The 19900-nt window shown below is 47.3% G+C and carries 16 protein-coding genes; 13 read left to right on the top strand and 3 right to left on the bottom strand.

Annotated features, from left to right (window positions below; translation table 11 throughout):
• The first annotated feature begins 14 nt into the window (after positions 1 to 14).
• From H8693_RS05490 to H8693_RS05460, 6 genes are all read left to right on the top strand, one after another.
• Positions 15 to 1178: a polysaccharide pyruvyl transferase family protein gene (locus tag H8693_RS05490; RefSeq protein WP_249280152.1), complete on the top strand. Its 1164-nt coding sequence runs from the start codon at positions 15 to 17 to the stop codon at positions 1176 to 1178.
• Complete coding sequence (locus tag H8693_RS05485) at positions 1178 to 2368, top strand: Coenzyme F420 hydrogenase/dehydrogenase, beta subunit C-terminal domain (protein WP_249280151.1); 1191 nt, start codon at positions 1178 to 1180, stop codon at positions 2366 to 2368. Before H8693_RS05490 ends, H8693_RS05485 begins: the two co-directional genes overlap by 1 nt.
• A gap of 20 nt (positions 2369 to 2388) precedes the next feature.
• On the top strand, positions 2389 to 3507 hold the full coding sequence (wecB, locus tag H8693_RS05480; RefSeq protein ID WP_249280150.1) for a non-hydrolyzing UDP-N-acetylglucosamine 2-epimerase: 1119 nt from the start codon (positions 2389 to 2391) through the stop codon (positions 3505 to 3507).
• A 36-nt stretch (positions 3508 to 3543) separates the two neighbouring features.
• Positions 3544 to 5049, top strand: coding sequence for a lipopolysaccharide biosynthesis protein (locus H8693_RS05475; RefSeq protein WP_249280149.1), 1506 nt, complete (start codon positions 3544 to 3546; stop codon positions 5047 to 5049).
• Entirely contained in the window at positions 5046 to 5606 is a 561-nt protein-coding gene (locus tag H8693_RS10665; protein ID WP_283243762.1) for an acyltransferase, read from the top strand. Before H8693_RS05475 ends, H8693_RS10665 begins: the two co-directional genes overlap by 4 nt.
• An 81-nt stretch (positions 5607 to 5687) precedes the next feature.
• A complete protein-coding gene (locus tag H8693_RS05460; protein ID WP_249280148.1) occupies positions 5688 to 6251 on the top strand; it encodes an LbetaH domain-containing protein in 564 nt (187 codons plus the stop codon).
• A 94-nt stretch (positions 6252 to 6345) separates the two neighbouring features.
• Here the strand turns inward: H8693_RS05460 and H8693_RS05455 are convergent, their stop codons facing one another.
• A complete protein-coding gene (locus H8693_RS05455) occupies positions 6346 to 7842 on the bottom strand; it encodes a nucleotide sugar dehydrogenase (protein ID WP_249280147.1) in 1497 nt (498 codons plus the stop codon).
• 416 nt (positions 7843 to 8258) lie between these two features.
• Here H8693_RS05455 and H8693_RS05450 point away from each other — a divergent pair, with 416 nt between their 5' ends.
• Complete coding sequence (locus tag H8693_RS05450) at positions 8259 to 8768, top strand: VanZ family protein (RefSeq protein ID WP_249280146.1); 510 nt, start codon at positions 8259 to 8261, stop codon at positions 8766 to 8768.
• Positions 8769 to 9028: 260 nt separating this feature from the next.
• Here H8693_RS05450 and H8693_RS05445 read toward each other — a convergent pair whose 3' ends face one another.
• Positions 9029 to 9931: a hypothetical protein gene (locus tag H8693_RS05445; protein WP_249280145.1), complete on the bottom strand. Its 903-nt coding sequence runs from the start codon at positions 9929 to 9931 to the stop codon at positions 9029 to 9031.
• Positions 9932 to 10066: 135 nt separating this feature from the next.
• On the opposite strand from H8693_RS05445, the gene H8693_RS05440 reads away from it, so the two are divergent.
• The 4 genes from H8693_RS05440 to H8693_RS05425 all read left to right on the top strand — a co-directional run bounded on the left by H8693_RS05440 (position 10067) and on the right by H8693_RS05425 (position 16031).
• Complete coding sequence (locus H8693_RS05440; RefSeq protein ID WP_249280144.1) at positions 10067 to 10738, top strand: hypothetical protein; 672 nt, start codon at positions 10067 to 10069, stop codon at positions 10736 to 10738.
• A 485-nt stretch (positions 10739 to 11223) separates the two neighbouring features.
• Complete coding sequence (locus H8693_RS05435) at positions 11224 to 12069, top strand: PHP domain-containing protein (protein WP_178621078.1); 846 nt, start codon at positions 11224 to 11226, stop codon at positions 12067 to 12069.
• Positions 12070 to 12812: 743 nt separating this feature from the next.
• Positions 12813 to 13814, top strand: a complete 1002-nt coding sequence (locus H8693_RS05430; RefSeq protein ID WP_249280143.1) for a ribose-phosphate diphosphokinase — start codon at positions 12813 to 12815, stop codon at positions 13812 to 13814.
• Positions 13815 to 14126: 312 nt separating this feature from the next.
• Positions 14127 to 16031 (top strand): hypothetical protein, encoded by a 1905-nt coding sequence (locus H8693_RS05425; RefSeq protein ID WP_249280142.1) that lies wholly within the window; start codon positions 14127 to 14129, stop codon positions 16029 to 16031.
• 55 nt (positions 16032 to 16086) lie between these two features.
• Here the strand turns inward: H8693_RS05425 and H8693_RS05420 are convergent, their stop codons facing one another.
• Positions 16087 to 16989 carry a ComEC/Rec2 family competence protein gene (locus H8693_RS05420; protein WP_249280141.1) on the bottom strand — a complete coding sequence of 301 codons (903 nt, stop codon included), beginning with the start codon at positions 16987 to 16989 and terminating at the stop codon, positions 16087 to 16089.
• A gap of 139 nt (positions 16990 to 17128) precedes the next feature.
• Here H8693_RS05420 and mnmA point away from each other — a divergent pair, with 139 nt between their 5' ends.
• Both mnmA and H8693_RS05410 read left to right on the top strand, forming a co-directional pair.
• The gene (gene mnmA / locus H8693_RS05415; protein ID WP_249280140.1) at positions 17129 to 18193 is read left to right on the top strand and encodes a tRNA 2-thiouridine(34) synthase MnmA; all 1065 of its coding nucleotides are present in this window, start codon (positions 17129 to 17131) and stop codon (positions 18191 to 18193) included.
• 579 nt (positions 18194 to 18772) lie between these two features.
• Positions 18773 to 19558 carry an NUDIX domain-containing protein gene (locus H8693_RS05410; protein ID WP_249280139.1) on the top strand — a complete coding sequence of 262 codons (786 nt, stop codon included), beginning with the start codon at positions 18773 to 18775 and terminating at the stop codon, positions 19556 to 19558.
• The last annotated feature ends 342 nt before the right edge of the window (positions 19559 to 19900 follow it).

Genomic DNA, 19900 nt, shown 5'->3' with positions numbered 1-19900 from the left:
GAGGAGAAATAGCAATGAGGATAGGACTTGTGCTGGCTTATAAAGGTGTTAATTATGGAATGTTATTGCAGGCGTTTGCGACACAAGAAGTTATTCATATGCTGGGATATGATACGGAAATAATAGATTATATGCGAACAGACTTTAAACATATTAGAAAAACGCCGTATTTACTTTGGCATTTAATTGAAGAATTTGGAAGAAAGAGAAAATTGAAAACAAGAAATGCCAATCAGCTGCAATATGATGAGATTCATAAAAAAAATCTTTCGGAAAGGAAGGCCGTTTCCAATGTATTTATAAAAGAAAAGCTGCAGAATCAAAAAAAAATATCCGGAATCATTGATTTGGAAAATTATGCAAAAGGGCTAAACGGGGTTTTGGTTGGAAGCGATCAACTGTGGGCCCCGGATGCTGTATTTGGAAATTTTGCCACATTGAGATTTGTGCCTGATTATATAAATAAGATTTCTTATGCAACCAGTTTGGGCGTTGCGGAGTATCCGTTTTATTGTAAATCCAGCGCAGCAAATTTCTTGAAACGAATCAATCATATAAGCGTAAGAGAGGAGCAGGGGAAAAAAATTATAGAGGAACTTTGCGATTCTTCTGTTCAGGTAGTTCTTGATCCCACCTATTTGCTTACAAAAGAGGAATGGAACCGTTTGATTCCGGAAGAGCGGATAATTGATGGAAAATATGTTTTGTGTTATTTTTTAGGAGGAACAGAAAAACACAAACAATTAGCAAGGGATTACGCTGATAAACATGGATTAAAGCTTATCGCAATTTTAAGCACGGAAAGTGTATCGGCGATTGATACGAGCTATGCAGATTTAGTTATTACAGGGTATGGCCCTGAAAAATTTTTGAATTTAATACGAGGGGCTGCGTGCGTAATGACGGATTCATTTCACGGATTAGCATTCTCGGTAATTAATAATAAACAGTTCTATGTGTTTTACAGGACTAAAGTTGGAAGTAAAAATTCCAGAAATTCCAGAATAGACAATATTTTGGATACCTGGAATTTGCAAAGCCGATTGATTTTGGATGACGACAGTATAGATAATTTAGATAATAATCCGATAGATTATAATCGGGTTAACAAAATTTTGGAGATAAAGAGAGCGGATTCTTTAGAATATCTAAAAACTGCGCTGAAGGATTGCAAATAATGAAGACGGAAGATTTATACGCAAAAAAAGAATTATGCTGTGGGTGCGGGATGTGTGCCGATATGTGTCCGGCGGGCGTAATTCATATGAAGGAAGATATAGATGGTTTTTTTTATCCGGAGATCACGGATACATTGTCCTGTTTAAATTGCAAAAAATGTCTTAAGATCTGTCCATTAAAAGATGTAGCTCATGATGTATCTAAGAACATAGGGTTTTATGCGGGCAGTTATAAAGCGGATAAGGAGACGATTTCCTGCGCTTCCGGAGGGCTGGCCACGGCGATTTCTACAAAATTTCTTGAAAATAAAGGGATCGTATATGGGGTGGCCTATAGTGATGATTGGCATACTGTAGAATATGCGAGAATTGATTCCTGCGAAGATATAAACAAACTTAAAACTTCAAAATATGCACAATCGAAAAAAGGCCATATTTACAGATGCTTGCACGATGATCTTAGGAATAATAAAAAGTGCTTGTTCATTGGCCTTCCCTGTGATGTTGCCGCAGTTAAAAAAGCGTTTAACAACAATGATAATCTATATACAATGGAGTTAATATGCCATGGGCCAACATCGCCAAGCGTACAGAAGCAATACTGCACAAAAATGGAAGAAAAATTTGATTCTGTTATAGATTATTTTTCGGTGCGGTATAAAAAGAATGGGAAATGGACCCCTTTTTATATCAAGGTAAAAATGAAAAATGGGAAAGAGTTTATGGAGCAGTTTCATTTGAGCAGTTATGGCGCTGCTTTTAGATATCTTAAGAGACCGTCTTGCAGAGTTTGCCCGATCAAAGGAAGTGCACTGCGGGGAGACTTAATGATTGGCGACTATCATTATGTTGAAAAAGGTATGAAAGGGTATAATCCGCATGGGGTTTCCTCTGCTATTGTCCATACACTTAAAGGAAAAGAGTTAATCAATAGTTTAGATAATACATTTTCTTTGACCCCAATTGAAGAAAAGAATGCATTAGAAAATGGTGCGATTCATAAACCGATTCCAGCACCTGCTGGGTGGGAAAAATATCAAAAAGTATTTAGGAAGGACGGCCTTTTTAAGGCATATCGCCTGTCATTTGTAATTCAGTCGAATATGCAAAGAAAGATCAAGGCAAGATGCCTTAGATTGGCAGTCAGGATAAAAAGAATATTAATTCCAGGGAGCAGAATAAAAGAATAATTCCTACTAAGAGGTATAAAATGAAAAAAAAGATCATGTTGGCTTTTGGGACAAGACCGGAAGCAATTAAAATGTGCCCATTGGTTAATGAGCTGAAAACCCGCAAATCTATTGAAGCTATAGTCTGTGTGACTGGGCAGCACCGGCAAATGCTTGATCAGGTTTTGAGCACTTTCCATGTGGTTCCCGAGTATGATCTTTCCATTATGAAGCAAAGGCAGACTTTATTTGATATTACTACTGGGATTCTTGAAAAGATTAAATACGTTTTGGAAGAAGTGCATCCGGATGTAGTTCTGGTCCATGGGGATACATCAACAACGTTTGTAACAGCTCTGGCGTGTTTTTATCTTCAGATTCCTGTTGGGCATGTGGAGGCGGGGCTGCGCACATATAACATTTATTCACCGTTCCCAGAAGAGTTCAATCGCCAGGCTGTTGGAATCGTTTCCCAGTATCATTTTGCTCCAACCCAGATGGCTGCGGACAATTTAATAAAGGAAGGCAAGGATCCAGGGAAGATTTTCATAACGGGGAATACCGTTATTGATGCCATGCAACACACCGTTAAAAAAGATTATACACATCCGGAACTGGAATGGGTTGGAGATGATAAGTTAATTTTTATTACGGCTCACCGAAGAGAGAATCTTGGGGAGGCAATGCACAACATGTTTAGAGCCATCCGGCGGGTTCTTGATGAACATCCGGAATGCAAGGCCATATATCCAATTCATATGAATCCGGCTGTGAGAAAAGCGGCAGATGAAGAACTTGGCGGATGCGATAGAATTCATATCATTGAACCGCTTGAAGTGTTTGATTGTCATAATTTTGAGGCAAGATGTTATCTTTGCTTGACAGATTCTGGCGGAATCCAGGAAGAAGTACCATCCTATGGGAAACCTGTGCTTGTTATGAGGGACACGACCGAGCGTCCCGAAGGGGTAAAAGCTGGAACTCTCCGACTGGTGGGCACGAATGAAGAGGTTATCTATAATAATTTTAAAGAATTGCTTGAAAATCAGAAAGCATACGATGCTATGGCAAAAGCCTGCAACCCATATGGAGACGGACATGCATGTAAGCGTATTGCGGATATACTTGAGTTTAATAGATATGAACCGTGGAAAGCCTGAATCCCGGGTCAATAATATTACTTATTAGGAAGAACGATGGAAAGAAAAGAATTAAACAATAAAATTTTTTCATCTGTAAAATGGGCCAGTATAACCGAAATTGCGGCGAAATTGATTTCTCCCATTTCCAGCATGGTTCTCGCCAGATTATTGAGTCCTGCCGAATTTGGCGTTGTTGCAACGGTTACCATGGTTACAAGCCTGGCAGATGTATTTACGGATGCGGGTTTTCAGAAATATTTGATCCAAAAGAAATTCAATTCCGACAGGGAATTAAAAGAAAGCGCGAATGTAGCCTTTTGGACCAACGTATCTATTTCTGTTTTTCTGTGGCTCATCATATGTATTTTTTCGGATAGTATAGCGACGCTTGTAGGAAATCCCGGACTGGGCAGCGTGATTTCGTTTGCGAGCATTTCTTTAGTATTGACATCTTTTTCGAGCATTCAGATGGCAATATATAAAAAGAAGTTCGATTTTAAAACATTATTTTTCGCAAGAATTATCGGTGCGTTTATGCCCGTGGTTGTTACTATTCCATTGGCCTTGCTGGGATTTAGTTACTGGTCTATTGTAATTGGAACGGTTGCCACAAACCTGTCAAATGCGATCATACTAACCGTTAAATCGGATTGGAAGCCATTTTTATTTTATAAGTTCTCCTTATTGAAAAAAATGTTTTCTTTTAGTATGTGGACATTGGTGGAGACGATTCTTTTGTGGATGACATCTTATATTGGGACATTTATTGTTGGCCGGTTTTTGAGCGCATATTATTTGGGGATTTATAAAAACTCCATTTCTATGGTTACCAGCATTATGAATATCATTGCAGCCTCCACTTCGTCCGTGCTGCTGTCGTCTCTGTCCGTCGTAAAGAATAACAATCACGAATTTGGGGATATTCTTTATTCCTTTCAAAAAAGCGTTGGACTTTTATTGATACCGTTAGGAACCGGGGTGTTTCTTTATAAAGAATTTGTGACGAATATATTGTTTGGGTCACAATGGATGGAAGCCAGCATGTTTGTGGGCCTATATTCACTTGCCATGGCTTTTTCAATATTAACCGGCCAATATATCAGTTTGACATTTACGGCAAAAGAAAAGCCGAAACTATCCGTGATTTCTCAAATTCTGTATCTGATAATATCGGTTCTTCTGCTTTTATTTACCGTGCAAAAAGGGTTTATTTATTTGATTATTGCTACAAGTGTTGCCCGCGGATGTTTCGGTTTAATAAATATACTTTTAGGAAAGAAGTATATAGGGTTATCCCCAACAAGAATGTTGGCAGGGATGGTTCCGTCTGTGCTGGGTTCAGCGGCAATGGCAATAATAACAATAGCTTTAAAGAACATTTCGGATTCCATCGGATGGACGTTGGCAATGATTCTTATCTGCATCTGCGTTTATGTAGCTGTAGAATTAATTATTCCTCAATCAAGGGCTATTATTATGCCAATAATAAAAAATACGGCGGCAAAGATTAAAAAATTTACAGGACTACGAAAACATAACAAAAACGAGATGTCAAAATGAGTAAAACTTGCGTTAAAATTAAAAAAATAATTGGAAGATGTTTGTATTACGGCATTGGAAGATGGCTACCAGGGCATACATTTTTTATTAAACCTGTGGCTTTTCTGTCGAAAAAGTTTCGAGGGTTTTGTGGCAAATTGATATTAGATAAATGTGGAAAAAATGTTAACATTTGCAATCTTGCATCTTTTTCCAGTAAAATTCAGCTGGGAGATAATTCCGGAATTGGAATAAAAGCAAAGATATCAGGCCCCTGTATTATTGGAAACAATGTCATTATGGCGCCTGAAGTAAGCATTTTTACAGTGAATCATTGCACGGAAAGAATAGATATTCCTATTAAGTATCAAGGGGATACGGAAGCGAGAACTGTGAATATTGGCGACGATTCCTGGATTGGATATAGGGCCATTATTTTGCCCGGAGTAACGATAGGTAAAGGTGTGGTGGTCGGCGCAGGGGCTGTAGTTACCAAAGATGTTCCGGATTACGCTGTCGTTGCCGGAAATCCTGCCAGGGTAGTAAAAATTCGGGGCGCCATGAATGAGCGAACGTAAACAGGATCCTTGCAGCATTTGTTTAGAAATATAGAGAAAGATGCATTCGGTGTTCGTTCCATAAAAGGGAGTGCAATATAAATGATATCATCAAAAGAAGATTTAAAGATTTATTTAGAAGCAGATAAAAAAGCGCTAAGCCGCACAAGAAAAAAGCCGGCCATAAATGATTATATTTGGAAATATGAAATTCTTCTTAGAAAGTGTGAGTATTATAAAAATTGTAAAAGAGGATTTTTTTCAACACTTCGGGAAGGGATGCTGCGATATAGAAGATCAAGGCTTGGGGCGATGCTGGGCTTTTCAGTTCCGGTGAATTGCATAGAAAAGGGATTGTGTTTGGCGCATATCGGCACGATAATTGTTAGTGAATATGCACATATTGGAATGAATTGCAGAATTCACGCGGGTGTAAATATTGGAGCAGATTTTAGAATTTCTCATGCGGCGCCTGAAATTGGAAATAATGTATATATAGGACCAGGGGCTAAGCTATTTGGAAATATAAAAATTGCTGATAATATTGCTATTGGAGCGAATGCCGTAGTTAACAAGAGTTTTCTAAGCGAAAACATATCCATTGCGGGTATACCTGCTAAGAAAATAGGAGATATAGGGACAGAAGGCCGGCTCATAAAGGAATAAAAAAGTCCTACTAATTTTTGAAAATGCTGCACGATACCAAAAGAACCGGTAATACTCCCGGTTCTTTTGGTGCCGCAACCAGAATAGTTAAAAGTTAATCTCTCCGGAACAAATCTCTTGTGTAAACTTTCTCCCGAACATCATCAAGGGCAGAATCATACCGGTTAACAATAATGCAGTTGCATATCTTTTTGAATTTTTTTAGGTTATTCACTACAAGGCTGCCATAAAATGTGGAACCATCTTCAAGCGTTGGTTCATAGATTACTACAATGGCTCCTTTTGCCTTAATACGTTTCATTACGCCCTGAATGCTGCTTTGCCGGAAGTTGTCGCTGTTGCTTTTCATAGCAAGACGATATACGCCGACCGTTACTGATTTTTCGCGCGCGTTGTCAAAACCATTGTCGGTATAACTATAATATCCTGCCATCTGAAGGACGCGATCAGCGATAAAGTCTTTTCTTGTCCGATTGCTTTCAACAATGGCTTGAATCAGATTTTCCGGCACATCCTGATAGTTAGCCAGGAGCTGCTTGGTATCTTTGGGCAGGCAATAGCCGCCGTAACCGAAAGAGGGATTATTGTAGTAATCTCCGACACGAGGATCGAGACAGACTCCCTTAATAATTGATGCGGTTTCTAATCCCTTAACTTCAGCATAAGTATCCAGTTCGTTGAAATATGATACTCGGAGGGCGAGATAGGTATTCACGAACAGTTTGGTGGCCTCGGCTTCGGTATAGCCCATAAGGAGGGTTGCAACAGGATTTTTAAGGGCGCCTTGCTGGAGCAGGGCGGCAAAAATGTGCGCCGCATCTTCCGTTTGATTATCACACCCCACAATGATCCGGCTGGGATAGAGATTATCATATAATGCCTGGGACTCTCGCAAAAATTCCGGGCTAAAGAGGATATTATCCACATGGAATTGTTGGCGGATATGCTTTGTGTATCCGACGGGAACGGTTGATTTAATTACGATGATCGGTTTCACATCCCGGTTTGCCGTGCTGTCTAAGACTAAACGTATTACAGACTCTACGGCAGAACAATCAAAATAATTGATCTTTGGATCATAATTAGTCGGAGCTGCAATAATCACATAATCTGCCGAAGCATAGGCGGCGGCGCCGTCTGTGGTCGCGCGGAGATTCAGCTTTCGTGTTCCCGCTTTGGCTTCTGCAAGGTATCTTTCGATATAATCGTCCTGAATGGGAGAAATGAAATTATTCAGCTTTTGTACTTTTTCGGGGAGTATATCAACCGCTGTCACCTGATTATGCTGCGCCAAAAGAATGGCCAGGGAAAGGCCGACATATCCGGTTCCGGCGATTGCTATATTATAAGAGCGGTTAATAGGGGTAACCGGACCAGACTGTTCAACGAACATTTCGGTAAGATCAAAATTTAGAACGGCGGCCAGGGATTCTAATTGATCGATAGAAGGCTTATAGATCCTATTTTCCAAATTAGAAAGAACCGAACGGCTCATGCCGGTTTTTTGTGCAAGCTGCGCCTGTGTCATTTTCAATATTTTTCTTCTTGAAACCACAGTTTCAGAAAGCAGAGTGAGGGAAAGAGTACGCATAAGGGATACCTCCAAAATAGAATTATGTGTCGTTTAAAGCGACAATAATTCGAGATGATTTATAACTATTAAATATATAAATTATATTAAAATTGAAAATAATAGTCAATGAAAGCCGACAAAAAATCTGAATAAAACCAACAATATCAGAAAAAACAAATAATTGTCGTTTTAAACGACAATTATGGCGGCGGAGATGTGGGAGCGGTGTTTATGTAAAAAAGCCGGTGCTATATGCTCCCAAATTTAGGAGACGCTGAAAACAAAAAAATAGAATAGACAGCCATAAGGAGTTCTGCGGAGACGGCTTGACATGCCGCTATATTGCAGATATTCTAAAATACGAATAAATGGAGAGCGATATCCAATGGTTGATTTGCAGAAAAGGGATCAGAAAAAATCAAAGGAATATTTATATGAAAGAGACAGTGTCGAGGAGAAAACGGCAGGATTGGGACAATAAAAAGAAGTTGCGGCGAATCTGGCTGTTCTTGTTTCTTTTTACTTTGTGCTTGGTTTGGGGAAACTCCCTGCTCTCCCGAGAGGATTCCGGCGCCGTAAGCGATTGGGTGCGGCAGTTATTGGAAACTATTTTTGGAAACGAGACGCCGGCGGCACAGTTTATTCTTGTTAAGATCCGAAAAATTGCGCATTTTTTGGAATATAGCGTGCTGGGAATCGAGGCTGTGCTGTTTACCTTTTTAGCGCGGCCGGTTTCGGGGCAAGGGGTGTTTAACTGTACGGCACTGGGGCTCATGGCCGCGACCATTGACGAGTCCATTCAGATATTCGCGGGCCGTGGAGCGATGGTGCAGGATATTCTTCTGGATATGTCGGGATTTTTGCTGGCGGGCGGGATCACGCTGGGAATCCTCATCATTGCCCGGCGAATACGGGGCAAAAGTGTGAAGGAAAAGAACTTATAAAGGGATGATTTCGAGAATGCAAATACGGCAGGCCTGGCCTGCCGTATTTGCTTATGATACTTTTTGATAAACCGGATGCGGGGAGAGAAAGTAGGCGTGGTTTTCACTTGGGCCGGGAAGAACAACGCACACAATGGGGAGAATGGCGCGAAGTCCCTCGATATTCTAAGGGGCTTGCGGGAGCGGGGCACTTGCGCATATAAAAACGAATCATCATATTTTATCCCCGATTATGGCAGCAAAGATATGGAACCATGGCTTCAAAACAGAGGAAAGAACAGGTCAAAAAAGGGGATGCACAAAATGCCGCCGACAATAAGGGAAATAAAATTGGCACACGCCGTATATCCGAGGATTTTCCAGGGAGAGATATCGTTTTTGCTTACCTTAGGCAGGAAAGCGATATATAGGGCTGTTTCAGCAATAAAAACGCAGAATTCCAGGAAAAATAACGAACCCAAGTACATTACCGAAGAAGAGAACAGCCAAATTGCCAAATTCAGAAGAAGCTGTGTGCCGATATTCACCAGGACTATGACGAGAATCTGTTTCTTTTCCCGGAATTTATAGAGCAGGGCAATCCCTGTCTCAAGAACTAAGGTAAGAGCTATGCGGGCAAAGATATTTTTGAATATCCGTCCATAATTGGGCGGGGGCTGGGAAGGATATACCTGAACGGACAGATTTTCTGGGGCGGTGAAAGCACCTTCCCAGCCCGTGACGGCCATAACAAGATAATCCTGGCTGGCATCATAAGAAATAGGCTCGCTGCAAATATAGCCGTCAATTTCGGGCATATAGAGAAGGATTTTGAAGGTTTCCGGCGGATATTCAAAATAAAAAAACTGCTTGCTGCCACACTGCGCTATTTTATTTGTGAAGACAAATCCATCCGGATCGGAATAGGCATTAAATTTGCGAAAAATGTCGTATTCCACATCGGGCAAAGAACGGGAATCATCGGCGTCATCACTGTACTGCAGTGCATTTTCGGCATCTTCCGGGTCGGATGAGAGATAGGCGGCGAAATAAGAAGCATCCTCCAGCCCTTCAAACCGGATATAAACGCCGGGGGCAGGCGGCGGCGCGTTGGCACTGACGGAAAGGGGAACAAGAACGAGCGACAGGCAGATGCAGAGGAAAATGCGGAACTTCTGTTTCATAAGGTATGCCTCCTTTTCGGGATATCTTCAGGGAAACAGGAACCGGCCCAGCAAAAGAAATGCGGCAAAAATGACCAGATTCGAGGAAAATGCGCAGAGAAAGGCCTGCCGCAGGGCAGGGGAATTGGGAATGCAGTGTTCGCAGCAGAAGTAGTGCAGGAATCCCTCCCAGGGAACAAGGAGAAAATAGAACAAAACGGAATACATAAAAACGTTGAGGGGATCCAGATAGCAACGGGACAGGATATAAACAGCGATATTCACAGCCGCCTGCAGGATCGGGATAGAAATGCAAAGATACCTCCGCACCCGCGCATCCTTAGGGAAAAAGGGAAGGAGATCCAGGGCTTTAGGAGAGTGGTCGCTAAAATCAAAACCAGAAGCACGGGCAGGGCGTTGGCGCCTGAGGCGGCATTGCTGCCGGCACTAACCGGGGAAGAGGCAAAAGAGAGAAGAAGGGCGGCGCAGAAGGAGATGCGTTTTTTCATGAAAGGGAACCTCCGATGTGCGGCGGATTCAGCGATTTCGGTTTGGAGTGCCGCACGGAAAGACAGGCAGAGGGGGAATCAAAAAAAGATAGGGCTTCCGGGCGGCTGCGTCACGCAGAGCAGCAGGTGCATCACGAGAATGACGGCGATATTGGAGAAAATGGCATGGAGAAAGGTTTTCCGCGGGGAGGGCGGGCGCTGGGCCGGGGAGCAGGCGACGCAGAGCAGGGCGCCTTCGGGGATGATTTGGAGCAGAGATCCGAATAAAAGGAAGAGGAAGAAAAAAATAGGGTCTGCAAACCGGCCGGATGCGAAATAGAGAAGCACAAATTGAAAGGTCTGTATACCAAGAGTCGCGGCGGCAAAAACCAGCCGCGCTTTTTTATCCAATGGAAGAAAAAGAAAGGAGATCCCGAATTTTATGGCGGAAGTAAGGAGAATCCATAAAATAAGGGAGGCGATCCCGGCGAAAGAGGGAGGAAGCGGAGAGTATCCCTCCATAGCCCGGACGGGAGAGGGGAAAAGAAGGAAAAGGCAGAAGAAAGCAAGAACATAGCTGGTGGGGGCGAGCTTCTTCATGGGAACCTCCTGCTGATGGCATTCCCGGAAAACGGAAGGGCGAGAACCGTCTCTTAAAAAATATGTCTGGCTGCGGCAGAAACAAAAGTGTGTGATGTTCTTGAAATTACCTTCAGAATATAATGAAATACTCTGATTGTCAAGGGAAACGGCAGAAACACGCCGTGCTTTTTTTGCGGCTTTGCGCTATACTATATCTGAAAAATGAGATTGCGAGGACGAGATATGGAAAAAATCGATTTGCATATGCATTCCACTGCCTCGGATGGCAGCTCCACGCCCCGTGAGCTGGCCCGGGAATGCAAGGCGGCGGGGATTACCCGGGCTGCGCTGACGGACCACGACACCATCGACGGTGTGGCGGAATTTCTGGAGGAAGCCGGACGCATTGGCCTTCCGGCCATCAGCGGGCTGGAATATAATGTGGAATACGAAGGCGAGATGCATATTCTCGCCTATGGCATGGATATCTGGAACCAGGAGCTCAGGGATGCTCTTGACGTACTGGCAAATCAGCGGATCACCCGCGCTTCCCGGATGGTGAAAAAGCTACAGGACCAGGGCTATCCCATCACTCTGGAGCGGGTGGAGGAGATTGCCGGGGGCGGCGTGCTGGGGCGGCCGCATATCGCCCGGGCGCTTTTGGAAAAGGGCTTTGGCGAGAATGTGGAGGACGCATTTAAAAGGTATCTCGAACCGGGGAAACCCGGCTTCCTTCCCCGGCTCAAAATCAAGAGCAGCGAGGCCATCCGGCTGGCGCGCCAGGCAGGCGGGCACTGTGTGCTGGCCCATCCCAAGCTGGCCTATTATCCGGATTATGACGAGCTGCTCACACGGCTGAAGGGGGAGGGCTTGGAAGGCCTGGAGGTATACTATCCCGCCCACAGCGATGAGGAAGTGGAGTTCTTTTTCGGTTTGGCGAAGAAATATGACCTGTTTATCACCCAGGGCAGCGACTATCATGGGAAAATCCGCAAATCCACCCAGCTTTTTCGGGAACAAAGGGGCGGGGCCGCGCTGGAAGAAAGCGTAGAAAGGCTCTTTGCGCGCGTTTCTTCAAAGAAGGAATAATGCCCAGGAGGAAAAAGGATGCTTGAAGCGGGAGGGGTTCTATGCGCCCTCCCTTGCTTTTCCAAAGGCTATTTTGCAGAAACCAGGGTTTGATAAAAGGGCGTTAAAGCCGGAACAGCGGAAAGACGGCGAGGATGCGCAGCCGGAAGAATTGGCGGGAGAATATGGGAAAACAGCTGCAAAGGGCTTCCGGAGCTGCATGGCAGCCGCCGCATGCAAGACTAATAGGGGGATAGTTTCCGCGGAGGGAACACCTGGTGTTATTCAGACGGCTGTTGAACGGACAGAAGGGTGATCGCGGGAGGGCTGGAATGATGGGCACATATACTCCCGCCAAGACAATACATGACGTTGTGCGGTTTTCTGCCAGACGGGAAAAAGAACTGTGGGACAGAAGGAAAAAGGCTTGCGAATGCGGCCCCCGCCGAGGGACGCCATGACGTTGTGTGGTTTTTTGTCAGGCGGGAAGAAGAACCGCGGGAAAGAAGAAACAGGGTTGCGAATATGGCCACCCGCCGAGGGACGCCATGACGCTATGCGGTTTTCTGCCAGACGGGAAAAAGAACTGTGGCAAAGAAGAAACAGGCTTGCGAATATGGCCGCCCGCCGAGGGGAAAGTTTTCTTTGAAACCCGGCGTTTCTGTTGTTGCGGGTTTTTGTTTTGTGTGCTAAAATAAACCTAGAAAGAGCATTTTTCAATCTTTCTTCAATACAATAAAATGAATAACAGAGGTAAATAGGGAATGCATTCCGAACAGGGCGATATCAAAATCTTTGCTGGAAGCACAGGTGTTGCGTTTGCGAAAAAAATGTGCAAATACCTGGGGGCGGAAATTGGAAAATCGGAGGTCATCCACTTCTCCGACGGGAACATCTTTATCCGGATTCAGGAAACCGTGCGGGATAAGGACGTATATCTGGTTCAACCCATCGGCCTGGATCCCAATAACGAGCTGGTGGAAATTCTCTTTTGGATGGACGCGTTCAAACGGGCCAGCGCCAGCACGATCACAGCGATTATCCCCTATTTTGGCTATGCCAAGGGCGACAAAAAGGACGAACCCCGGGTTTCCATCCGGGCGCGGGTATGTGCGGACTGCATCGAAGTGACGGGCGCAGACCGGGTCGTGACCATGGATCTTCACAGCCCGCAGGTGCAGGGATTCTTCAAGATCCCCACCGACCATCTCTATTCCCTGCCCATCCTCTGCGAATATGTCAAAGGGCTGGATATCTATGACGACAGCTTTGTGGTGGTTTCGCCGGACGCCGGCTTTGCCAAAACCGCCCGCAAATATGCCGATTATCTGGGAACCAATGTTGCCATTGGGGACAAGACCCGGACCGGCCACGACGAAAATGCACAGATTCTCGAGCTGATCGGCGATGTGGAGGGGAAAAACTGCATGATCGTCGACGACTTCACCATTTCCGGCGGTACACTGGTGGACATCGCCAATGTTTTGAAGCGCAAGGGAGCCAAACGGATCATCGCCTGCCTGGCCCATAACATGCTGCGGGAGAAGGGCGTGAAAAAGATTGATGAAAGCCCCATTGAAATGCTCATCAGCACGGATACCGTGGAAAACCCCTTTATCCTTGCCAGCAAGAAGATGATTACGGTTTCCGTGGCGCCTCTCTTTGCCGAGGGCGTGTTCCGGATCCACGAGCGGGTATCCGTAAGCCCCCTGTTCAAGCATGTCCCGCCCAAGGTTGTGGACAGCGCCCGGGAGAATGAGGACTGATCCCGGCAGGCATTTTTTCAGGAAAACTGCAGCGCAGGAGCGTAAAGCTCCTGCGCTTTTTTGTGGCAAAAAATCCTGCCGGAGCAGATGGAAGCGGGGGTGTGGACAGGGAGGCCGCGGCATTCAGATAAATGACAGTCAAACCGGCCGGCGGGAGAACGTCGGCCGGTTTGTATAGTTCCGTTATCCTTAAATTTGATGGAAATGAGAAGAATGCTTTACAAGCCGGGGAATATGCGATAAAATTAAGTCGTTTAATGTCGTTAATATAAAATAAAACGTCGTTTTAATGAAATTACAATGGAGGGTTTCATGGTATTCTTCATCCTTTTATTTTTCGTTCTTTCTTCGGGAAGCGTTCTTGCCGCGGCATATGGCGGCCGGCGCTATGAGGAGGTTCTTCCTCTCACGATTTTTGCAATCATGACGGTGTTTTACCTCCTGGGAATTTTCGGGGCGCTGCAAAGCGGGCTGTATGTCGTTTTGGCGCTGGCGGCGGGGGCCTATCTTCTGGCGGGATATCTGCTGCTGCGAAAGAAGAACCTTGCGTCTTTTCTGAAAAATCTTTTTACTCCGGGATTTATATTCTTTGTCATCTTTTTCCTGATGGCCTATGTCTGCAGCCGGGGGATGGTCCCCAATACCTCGGATGAATTCTCGCATTGGGCCGACACCGTAAAGGTGATGTATACGATGGGAGATTTCAGCGCCAACCCCGCGGCTCACGCCATGTTTTCCTCCTATCCGCCGGCGATGGCAACCTTCCAATATTTTATGCAGCTATTCCGGAACCTTCTGGGAAGCGGGGGATTCAGCGAGTGGCTTTTGTATTTTTCCTATCAGACGGCCTGCGGAGCATTATTGGCGGCCTGCTTTCGAGGGCTGCGCTGGAAGCCGGCTTTTGGGGTTTTTGCGAGCATAGCCGCGGCAATTTTGCTGCCTCTTCTGGGATTTTCCACGTTTTACAGCTCCATCTATGTTGACGCCTATTTGGGCCTGCTGGCGGGATTCTGCTTCGCCTATCCGTTTGTAATCCGAAAAAAACGGGATCTGCTGCAGCTGATTACCCTGTGCGCTGCTCTGGCCATGCTTATTCTGACAAAACAGGCGGGCATGATGTTCGCCATAATGGCCGCGGCTGCCTATATTTTGGGAATGTGGCTGGACTATTGGAAAAGCCGGCGGGAGAACGGCGCGTCATCTGCACCCATAAAAAAATATATCGTATATTCCCTGGCGGTTATCGGGGCGATCCTGCTGGCAAAGATCAGCTGGACGATATTCCTGCACATAAAAAATGCGGCAGAGCAGTTCGACGGCGAGGTGAGCATTGCCGGAATATTCTCGGTTTTGTTTGGAAGCGATCCGGCGGACGCCTACCGCAGGCAAACGATTATCAATTATATTATGGCGCTGTTTGCCCCAAAATTTCAGATGGGAAATGGATCCGAAGGCATCAGTTTCTTTGCGCTTTCGGCCCTGCTCCTTGTGGGCTTTCTATTCTTATCGCATCAGGAGGATAAGCGCAATCCGCAGGGACGCCTGCAGCGCCGGTGCTTGGATATTTGCAGCATCGCCACCTATCTGATATATACGGCGGGGCTGTGTATCATGTATATGTTTAAATTCCCAACGGCGGAGGCAGTTCGGCTGGCCAGCTTTGACAGGTATATCCGGATCGCGTTTCTGGCCCTGCTGTTTTTGCAGTTCGCCCGGCTGGTGCAGCTGATCCGGCAGGGAGAAGTGGGAAACCGGGCCCTTGGTGTGATTCTGGCCCTGCTCATATTTTTTGCGCCGCTGAAGAGCTTCGGGGAGTATCTCTCCCGGGAGAATGTACGGGCAGCAAAAGAAAAGCAGGCGCCGTTTATCGAATATGCACAAAAGGCGCTGGAAACTATCCCCGGCGAGGGAAATCGGGTGTTCTTCGTTTCCCAGGGAACCAACGGCGACGATTATTATACAATGCGTTACCGCATGCGGCCGCAATATGTCGCAAATCTGCGGCTGTGGAGCCTGGACGAGAACCTGGGGATGGATGCGCAGGCGCTGCAGCAGGAGCTGAAGGAAAAAGAATACGAATATTTCGCTTTATATGCGATAGACGACTATTTTATGGATCACTATGCCTCCCTGTTTGAGGACCCGGCAGAGATGGCGGCGGGACGCCTATACCGCGTAACCCAAGAAGGGACGCTCGTCTATGTCCCCATGGAATAAAAAATTTCCAATAAAAAAGCCTTCCGCGTTATTTTGCGAAAGGCTTTTTTATAATTTATCCGTTGGCTGTTTGGATGGAAATGCTGTTTCCATCACAGATAACCGTGATATCGCCGTCCCGGTCGGTTCGGTAAACGGCGGCTCCGGCCGCCTCCAGCCGCTCGATGACCTTTTCATGGATGTGATCCGGATCGACGGCGTGGTCCCCGGTCAAGACGGCATAGGATGGCTGCACAACGGCCAGGAACTCTTCGCTGGAGGCATCCTTGGCGCCGTGGTGCCCGGCCTTTAGAAAATCTGCGCGAAGCTGGCCGCCATAGGCGGCAATCAAATCGGCTTCTGCGTCCTTTTCGGCGTCCCCCATGAGAAGGAAAGTTTTCTCGCCATAGGTAAATTGCAGTACGGCGCTGTTGTCGTTCATATTTTCATAGGTTTTGCCGGGAGACAGCACATCTACCGCAAGAGAGCCCAGAGAGAACTGGCTGCCCTTTGCAATGGGCGTGGCCGCAAGCCCGGCTTTTTGAAGGGCCTCGGCCAGGGCGTCCATCCGGCCGGAGGTATAATCCGTGGCGGGCATATAGACCTGTCCAACCGAGAAATCCGAAAGGAGCTGGGGCGCGCCGCCGATATGGTCCTTATGGGGGTGGGTGAGAACCAGGATATCGATGCGGGAAATTCCCAGATTTTTCAGGGAATTATAGAGATGCCCATAGGTTTCGTCCAGTCCGGTGTCCACCAGCATGGTATCTCCCTCGGGGGTGATGAGAAGGATGGCGTCGGAATCCCCCGTATCAAAGACGCGCAGTTCCAGGCCGCCGCTGTCTGTGGGAATCCTGGAACCGGACGGGCCGGGCACAGGGCCGGGTGCCGGCAGCATGCGCACGATGACTGCCGCGGCGACAGCGATGACCAGAATGCCGATGAGTATGAATAAAAGCCGTTTGTGTCCGGAACCCATGACGCTTCCTCCTTTGATCCCTTCTGTTAGGCACATTATACTTGTTTTTTTTGAGCGCGGCAAGCCTGCGGCGGGCGGCTCATATTGACTTTGCGCCGGGGCCGGGTATAATTTATAATGGATGATAAGGGGGTTCTTTATGCAGAAAGCACGGATTGCCGTGGGGATGTCGGGCGGCGTGGATTCGGCGGTGAGCGCGCTTCTTTTAAAGGAGCAGGGCTATGACGTCATCGGCATTTTCATGAAAAATTGGGACGAAACCCGGGATGGCGGGGAATGCACGGCGGCAGAGGATTATGACGATGTGCGCGCTGTGTGCGACCAGATCGGCATTCCGTATTATACTGTCAATTTTACGGAAGAATATTGGCAGAGGGTGTTTTCCTATTTCCTCCGGGAATACAAGGCAGGGCGGACGCCCAATCCGGATGTGCTCTGCAACAGCGAGATCAAGTTTGCGGCGTTTTTGGATTTTTGCCTGGAAACCGGCGCGGAAAAGATGGCCACCGGGCATTATGTCCAGTCCCGGGAGGGGCGGCTTTTCAAAGGAGCGGATCCGGGAAAGGATCAGTCCTATTTTCTCTGCATGCTCTCCCGGGAGCAGCTCTCCCATGCCATGTTTCCCATCGGCGGCATGCAGAAGAGCCAGGTTCGGGAGATGGCGCGCCGGGCGGGTCTTTCCGTGGCCGAAAAAAAGGATTCCACGGGCATCTGCTTTATCGGAGAACGCAAATTCAAGGAGTTCCTGCAAAAATTCCTGCCCGCCCAGAAGGGCGAGATGCGCACGCTCCAGGGGGAATACATCGGGCCGCACGATGGGCTGATGTATTACACTCTGGGCCAGCGCCGCGGGCTGAACATCGGCGGCCGGGGAACGGGGGAACGCTGGTTCGTGGTGGCCAAGGATCTGGAGAAGAATATTCTCTATGTGGAGCAGGGCGCCGACAGCCCGGCCCTCTATTCCCGGGCGCTGCGCACCGAGGGCTTCAATTTCATCGCGGAGGAATTTTCCGGGGAACGGGAGCTGATGGCAAAATTCCGCTACCGCCAGCCGGATCAAAAAGTGCTGGTGCGGCGGGAGGCAGACGGGCTTTTGATGGAATTTGCCGAACGCCAGCGGGCGGTCACGCCGGGGCAGTTTGCCGTCCTTTACGACGGCGACGAGTGCCTGGGCGGCGGCATCATCCGGGAGGTTCTCTTCTAGCCCAATTTCTTAAAAACGCCGGCAAAACTCCCATGGAACAGGGCCTTTTCTGGAAATATATTTCCGGAAGAAACGTCAAAAAAAGCAGCCGAAAGTGTTTTATGACAGGAACCTGCCGGCAGGGGAAGATATATGGACGAGGAAACCGCCTGGACGCGGGATAGGCACAATTTCCCGGGAGGGCGGCTCACTTGAAAAACATCTTTGGCGGGATTGCCCGGATAAAAGGGGCAGGCCAAAGAAACCGAAGCGGAACGGATGCCGAATCTGGCTGCGCATCATCTTTTTGGAAAATCTGCGCAGGCGGCTCTGGAATTTTCGCCAAAGGAATATCCTTTGGATGGAATGGGCGGGAGAAAAGACGCCGGACAAGCAAAGACCGGGAAAAATGCCGTATCGTATTCTCAGCAGAAAATTGGCAAAAAAGCCTAACCGGAGAGAAGCGATACAGGAAGGGAAAGAATCTGCTTTCGCAGGCGCAGGGCATCAGTAAAAGGGATTTGCGCAGGATGTCAAAAGTCCTGGGAGCAGGCTCGCAAAAGGGCGGTTTTGCCCTGAACAGCAAAAGGAGGCAAGGATATGTATACGCCGTCATCCCCGGAGGAGCGGGAATTTCTCGCCCGCTATAACCCCAATAAATATAAGAAGCCGTCGGTGGCGGTGGATACCGCCCTCTATGGCTATGACCCGAAGGAAAAGAAGCTGAAGGCCCTGCTCATCCGGCGGGGCGGATTTCCCTACCGGGGCTACTGGGCTTTCCCCGGGGGATTCCTCAACATGGAGGAGCATATCCATGCGGCGGCGGCCCGGGAACTGCAGGAGGAAACCGGCATTTCGGATGTATATGCCGATCTGTATTATGTCATGGGTGCGCCTGACCGGGACCCCCGGGACCGGGTTATCACGCCGCAGTACCTTTCTCTGGTGAATCTGGCGGCTGTGTCGCCCAGGGCGGGGGACGATGCGGCGGAAGCCGGATGGTTTGCGCTGAACGGCTTTGCAAAAAAGGCCGCGCGCGGGGAGAGAAGCGTGCGGGAAGAATATGAGATCTGCCTGGAAGGGCCGGAAAGGCTGGAACTGCGGGTGGCGCAGGAGTCCTGCTATGAAAGGACTGTGCGGCGGCGCATGGAGATCCTGGAGAGCGGCGGCATGGCATTCGACCATGCGGAAGTGGCGCTGCGCTCTCTCCTGCATCTGCGGCAGGAGCTGCGCTATGGCGACATCGCCTATAATGTGTTTCCGGAGGGGGCATCGCTCGCGGAACTTCAAGGCTTATATGAGGCGGCCTTCCTTTCCCCAGGGGATGTGGAAGGAAATCCGCTGCTGCAAAAGCAAAAAGACGGGCGCCTCTCCTACTTTCTTTAAAAAGAAAGCAGGCAAAGAAAATTTATGACAAGGGGTTTGCCGGGTCATGTTGTAAGTGAATACCCTCTAAAAAGGGGAAATGCTGAATTGAGGGAATGCCCGATTTCTTTAAAAAGAAAGCAGGCAAAGAAAATTTGTAACAAAGGGTTTGCCGGGTGATGTTGCAAGTGAATCCTCTAAAAAGGGGGAAAAAGCTGAATTGAGGGAATGCCCGCCTTCTTTGAAAAGAAGGCAGGAAAAGAAAATGTATAATACAGAGTTTACCGGGCTGTATTTTTGGATGAACACACTCCAAATGGGGCGAAGGTTTGCAGAAAAAATGTATTTGCTTAAAAAAAGAGG

Source organism: Guopingia tenuis (assembly GCF_014384805.1).
Classification (GTDB): Bacteria; Bacillota; Clostridia; order Christensenellales; family Christensenellaceae; genus Guopingia; species Guopingia tenuis.
The sequence above is the reverse complement of the archived record's forward strand: the minus strand, read 5'-3'. Positions and strand labels throughout refer to the sequence as shown.

Bases quoted from the DNA above. Each gene is read 5' to 3' on its own strand.
- H8693_RS05490 (WP_249280152.1), top strand. From the start codon at position 15: ATGAGGATAGGACTTGTGCTGGCTTATAAAGGTGTTAATTATGGAATG.
- H8693_RS05485 (WP_249280151.1), top strand. From the start codon at position 1,178: ATGAAGACGGAAGATTTATACGCAAAAAAAGAATTATGCTGTGGGTGC.
- wecB (WP_249280150.1), top strand. From the start codon at position 2,389: ATGAAAAAAAAGATCATGTTGGCTTTTGGGACAAGACCGGAAGCAATT.
- H8693_RS05475 (WP_249280149.1), top strand. From the start codon at position 3,544: ATGGAAAGAAAAGAATTAAACAATAAAATTTTTTCATCTGTAAAATGG.
- H8693_RS10665 (WP_283243762.1), top strand. From the start codon at position 5,046: ATGAGTAAAACTTGCGTTAAAATTAAAAAAATAATTGGAAGATGTTTG.
- H8693_RS05460 (WP_249280148.1), top strand. From the start codon at position 5,688: ATGATATCATCAAAAGAAGATTTAAAGATTTATTTAGAAGCAGATAAA.
- H8693_RS05455 (WP_249280147.1), bottom strand. From the start codon at position 7,842: ATGCGTACTCTTTCCCTCACTCTGCTTTCTGAAACTGTGGTTTCAAGA.
- H8693_RS05450 (WP_249280146.1), top strand. From the start codon at position 8,259: ATGAAAGAGACAGTGTCGAGGAGAAAACGGCAGGATTGGGACAATAAA.
- H8693_RS05445 (WP_249280145.1), bottom strand. From the start codon at position 9,931: ATGAAACAGAAGTTCCGCATTTTCCTCTGCATCTGCCTGTCGCTCGTT.
- H8693_RS05435 (WP_178621078.1), top strand. From the start codon at position 11,224: ATGGAAAAAATCGATTTGCATATGCATTCCACTGCCTCGGATGGCAGC.
- H8693_RS05430 (WP_249280143.1), top strand. From the start codon at position 12,813: ATGCATTCCGAACAGGGCGATATCAAAATCTTTGCTGGAAGCACAGGT.
- H8693_RS05425 (WP_249280142.1), top strand. From the start codon at position 14,127: ATGGTATTCTTCATCCTTTTATTTTTCGTTCTTTCTTCGGGAAGCGTT.
- H8693_RS05420 (WP_249280141.1), bottom strand. From the start codon at position 16,989: ATGGGTTCCGGACACAAACGGCTTTTATTCATACTCATCGGCATTCTG.
- mnmA (WP_249280140.1), top strand. From the start codon at position 17,129: ATGCAGAAAGCACGGATTGCCGTGGGGATGTCGGGCGGCGTGGATTCG.
- H8693_RS05410 (WP_249280139.1), top strand. From the start codon at position 18,773: ATGTATACGCCGTCATCCCCGGAGGAGCGGGAATTTCTCGCCCGCTAT.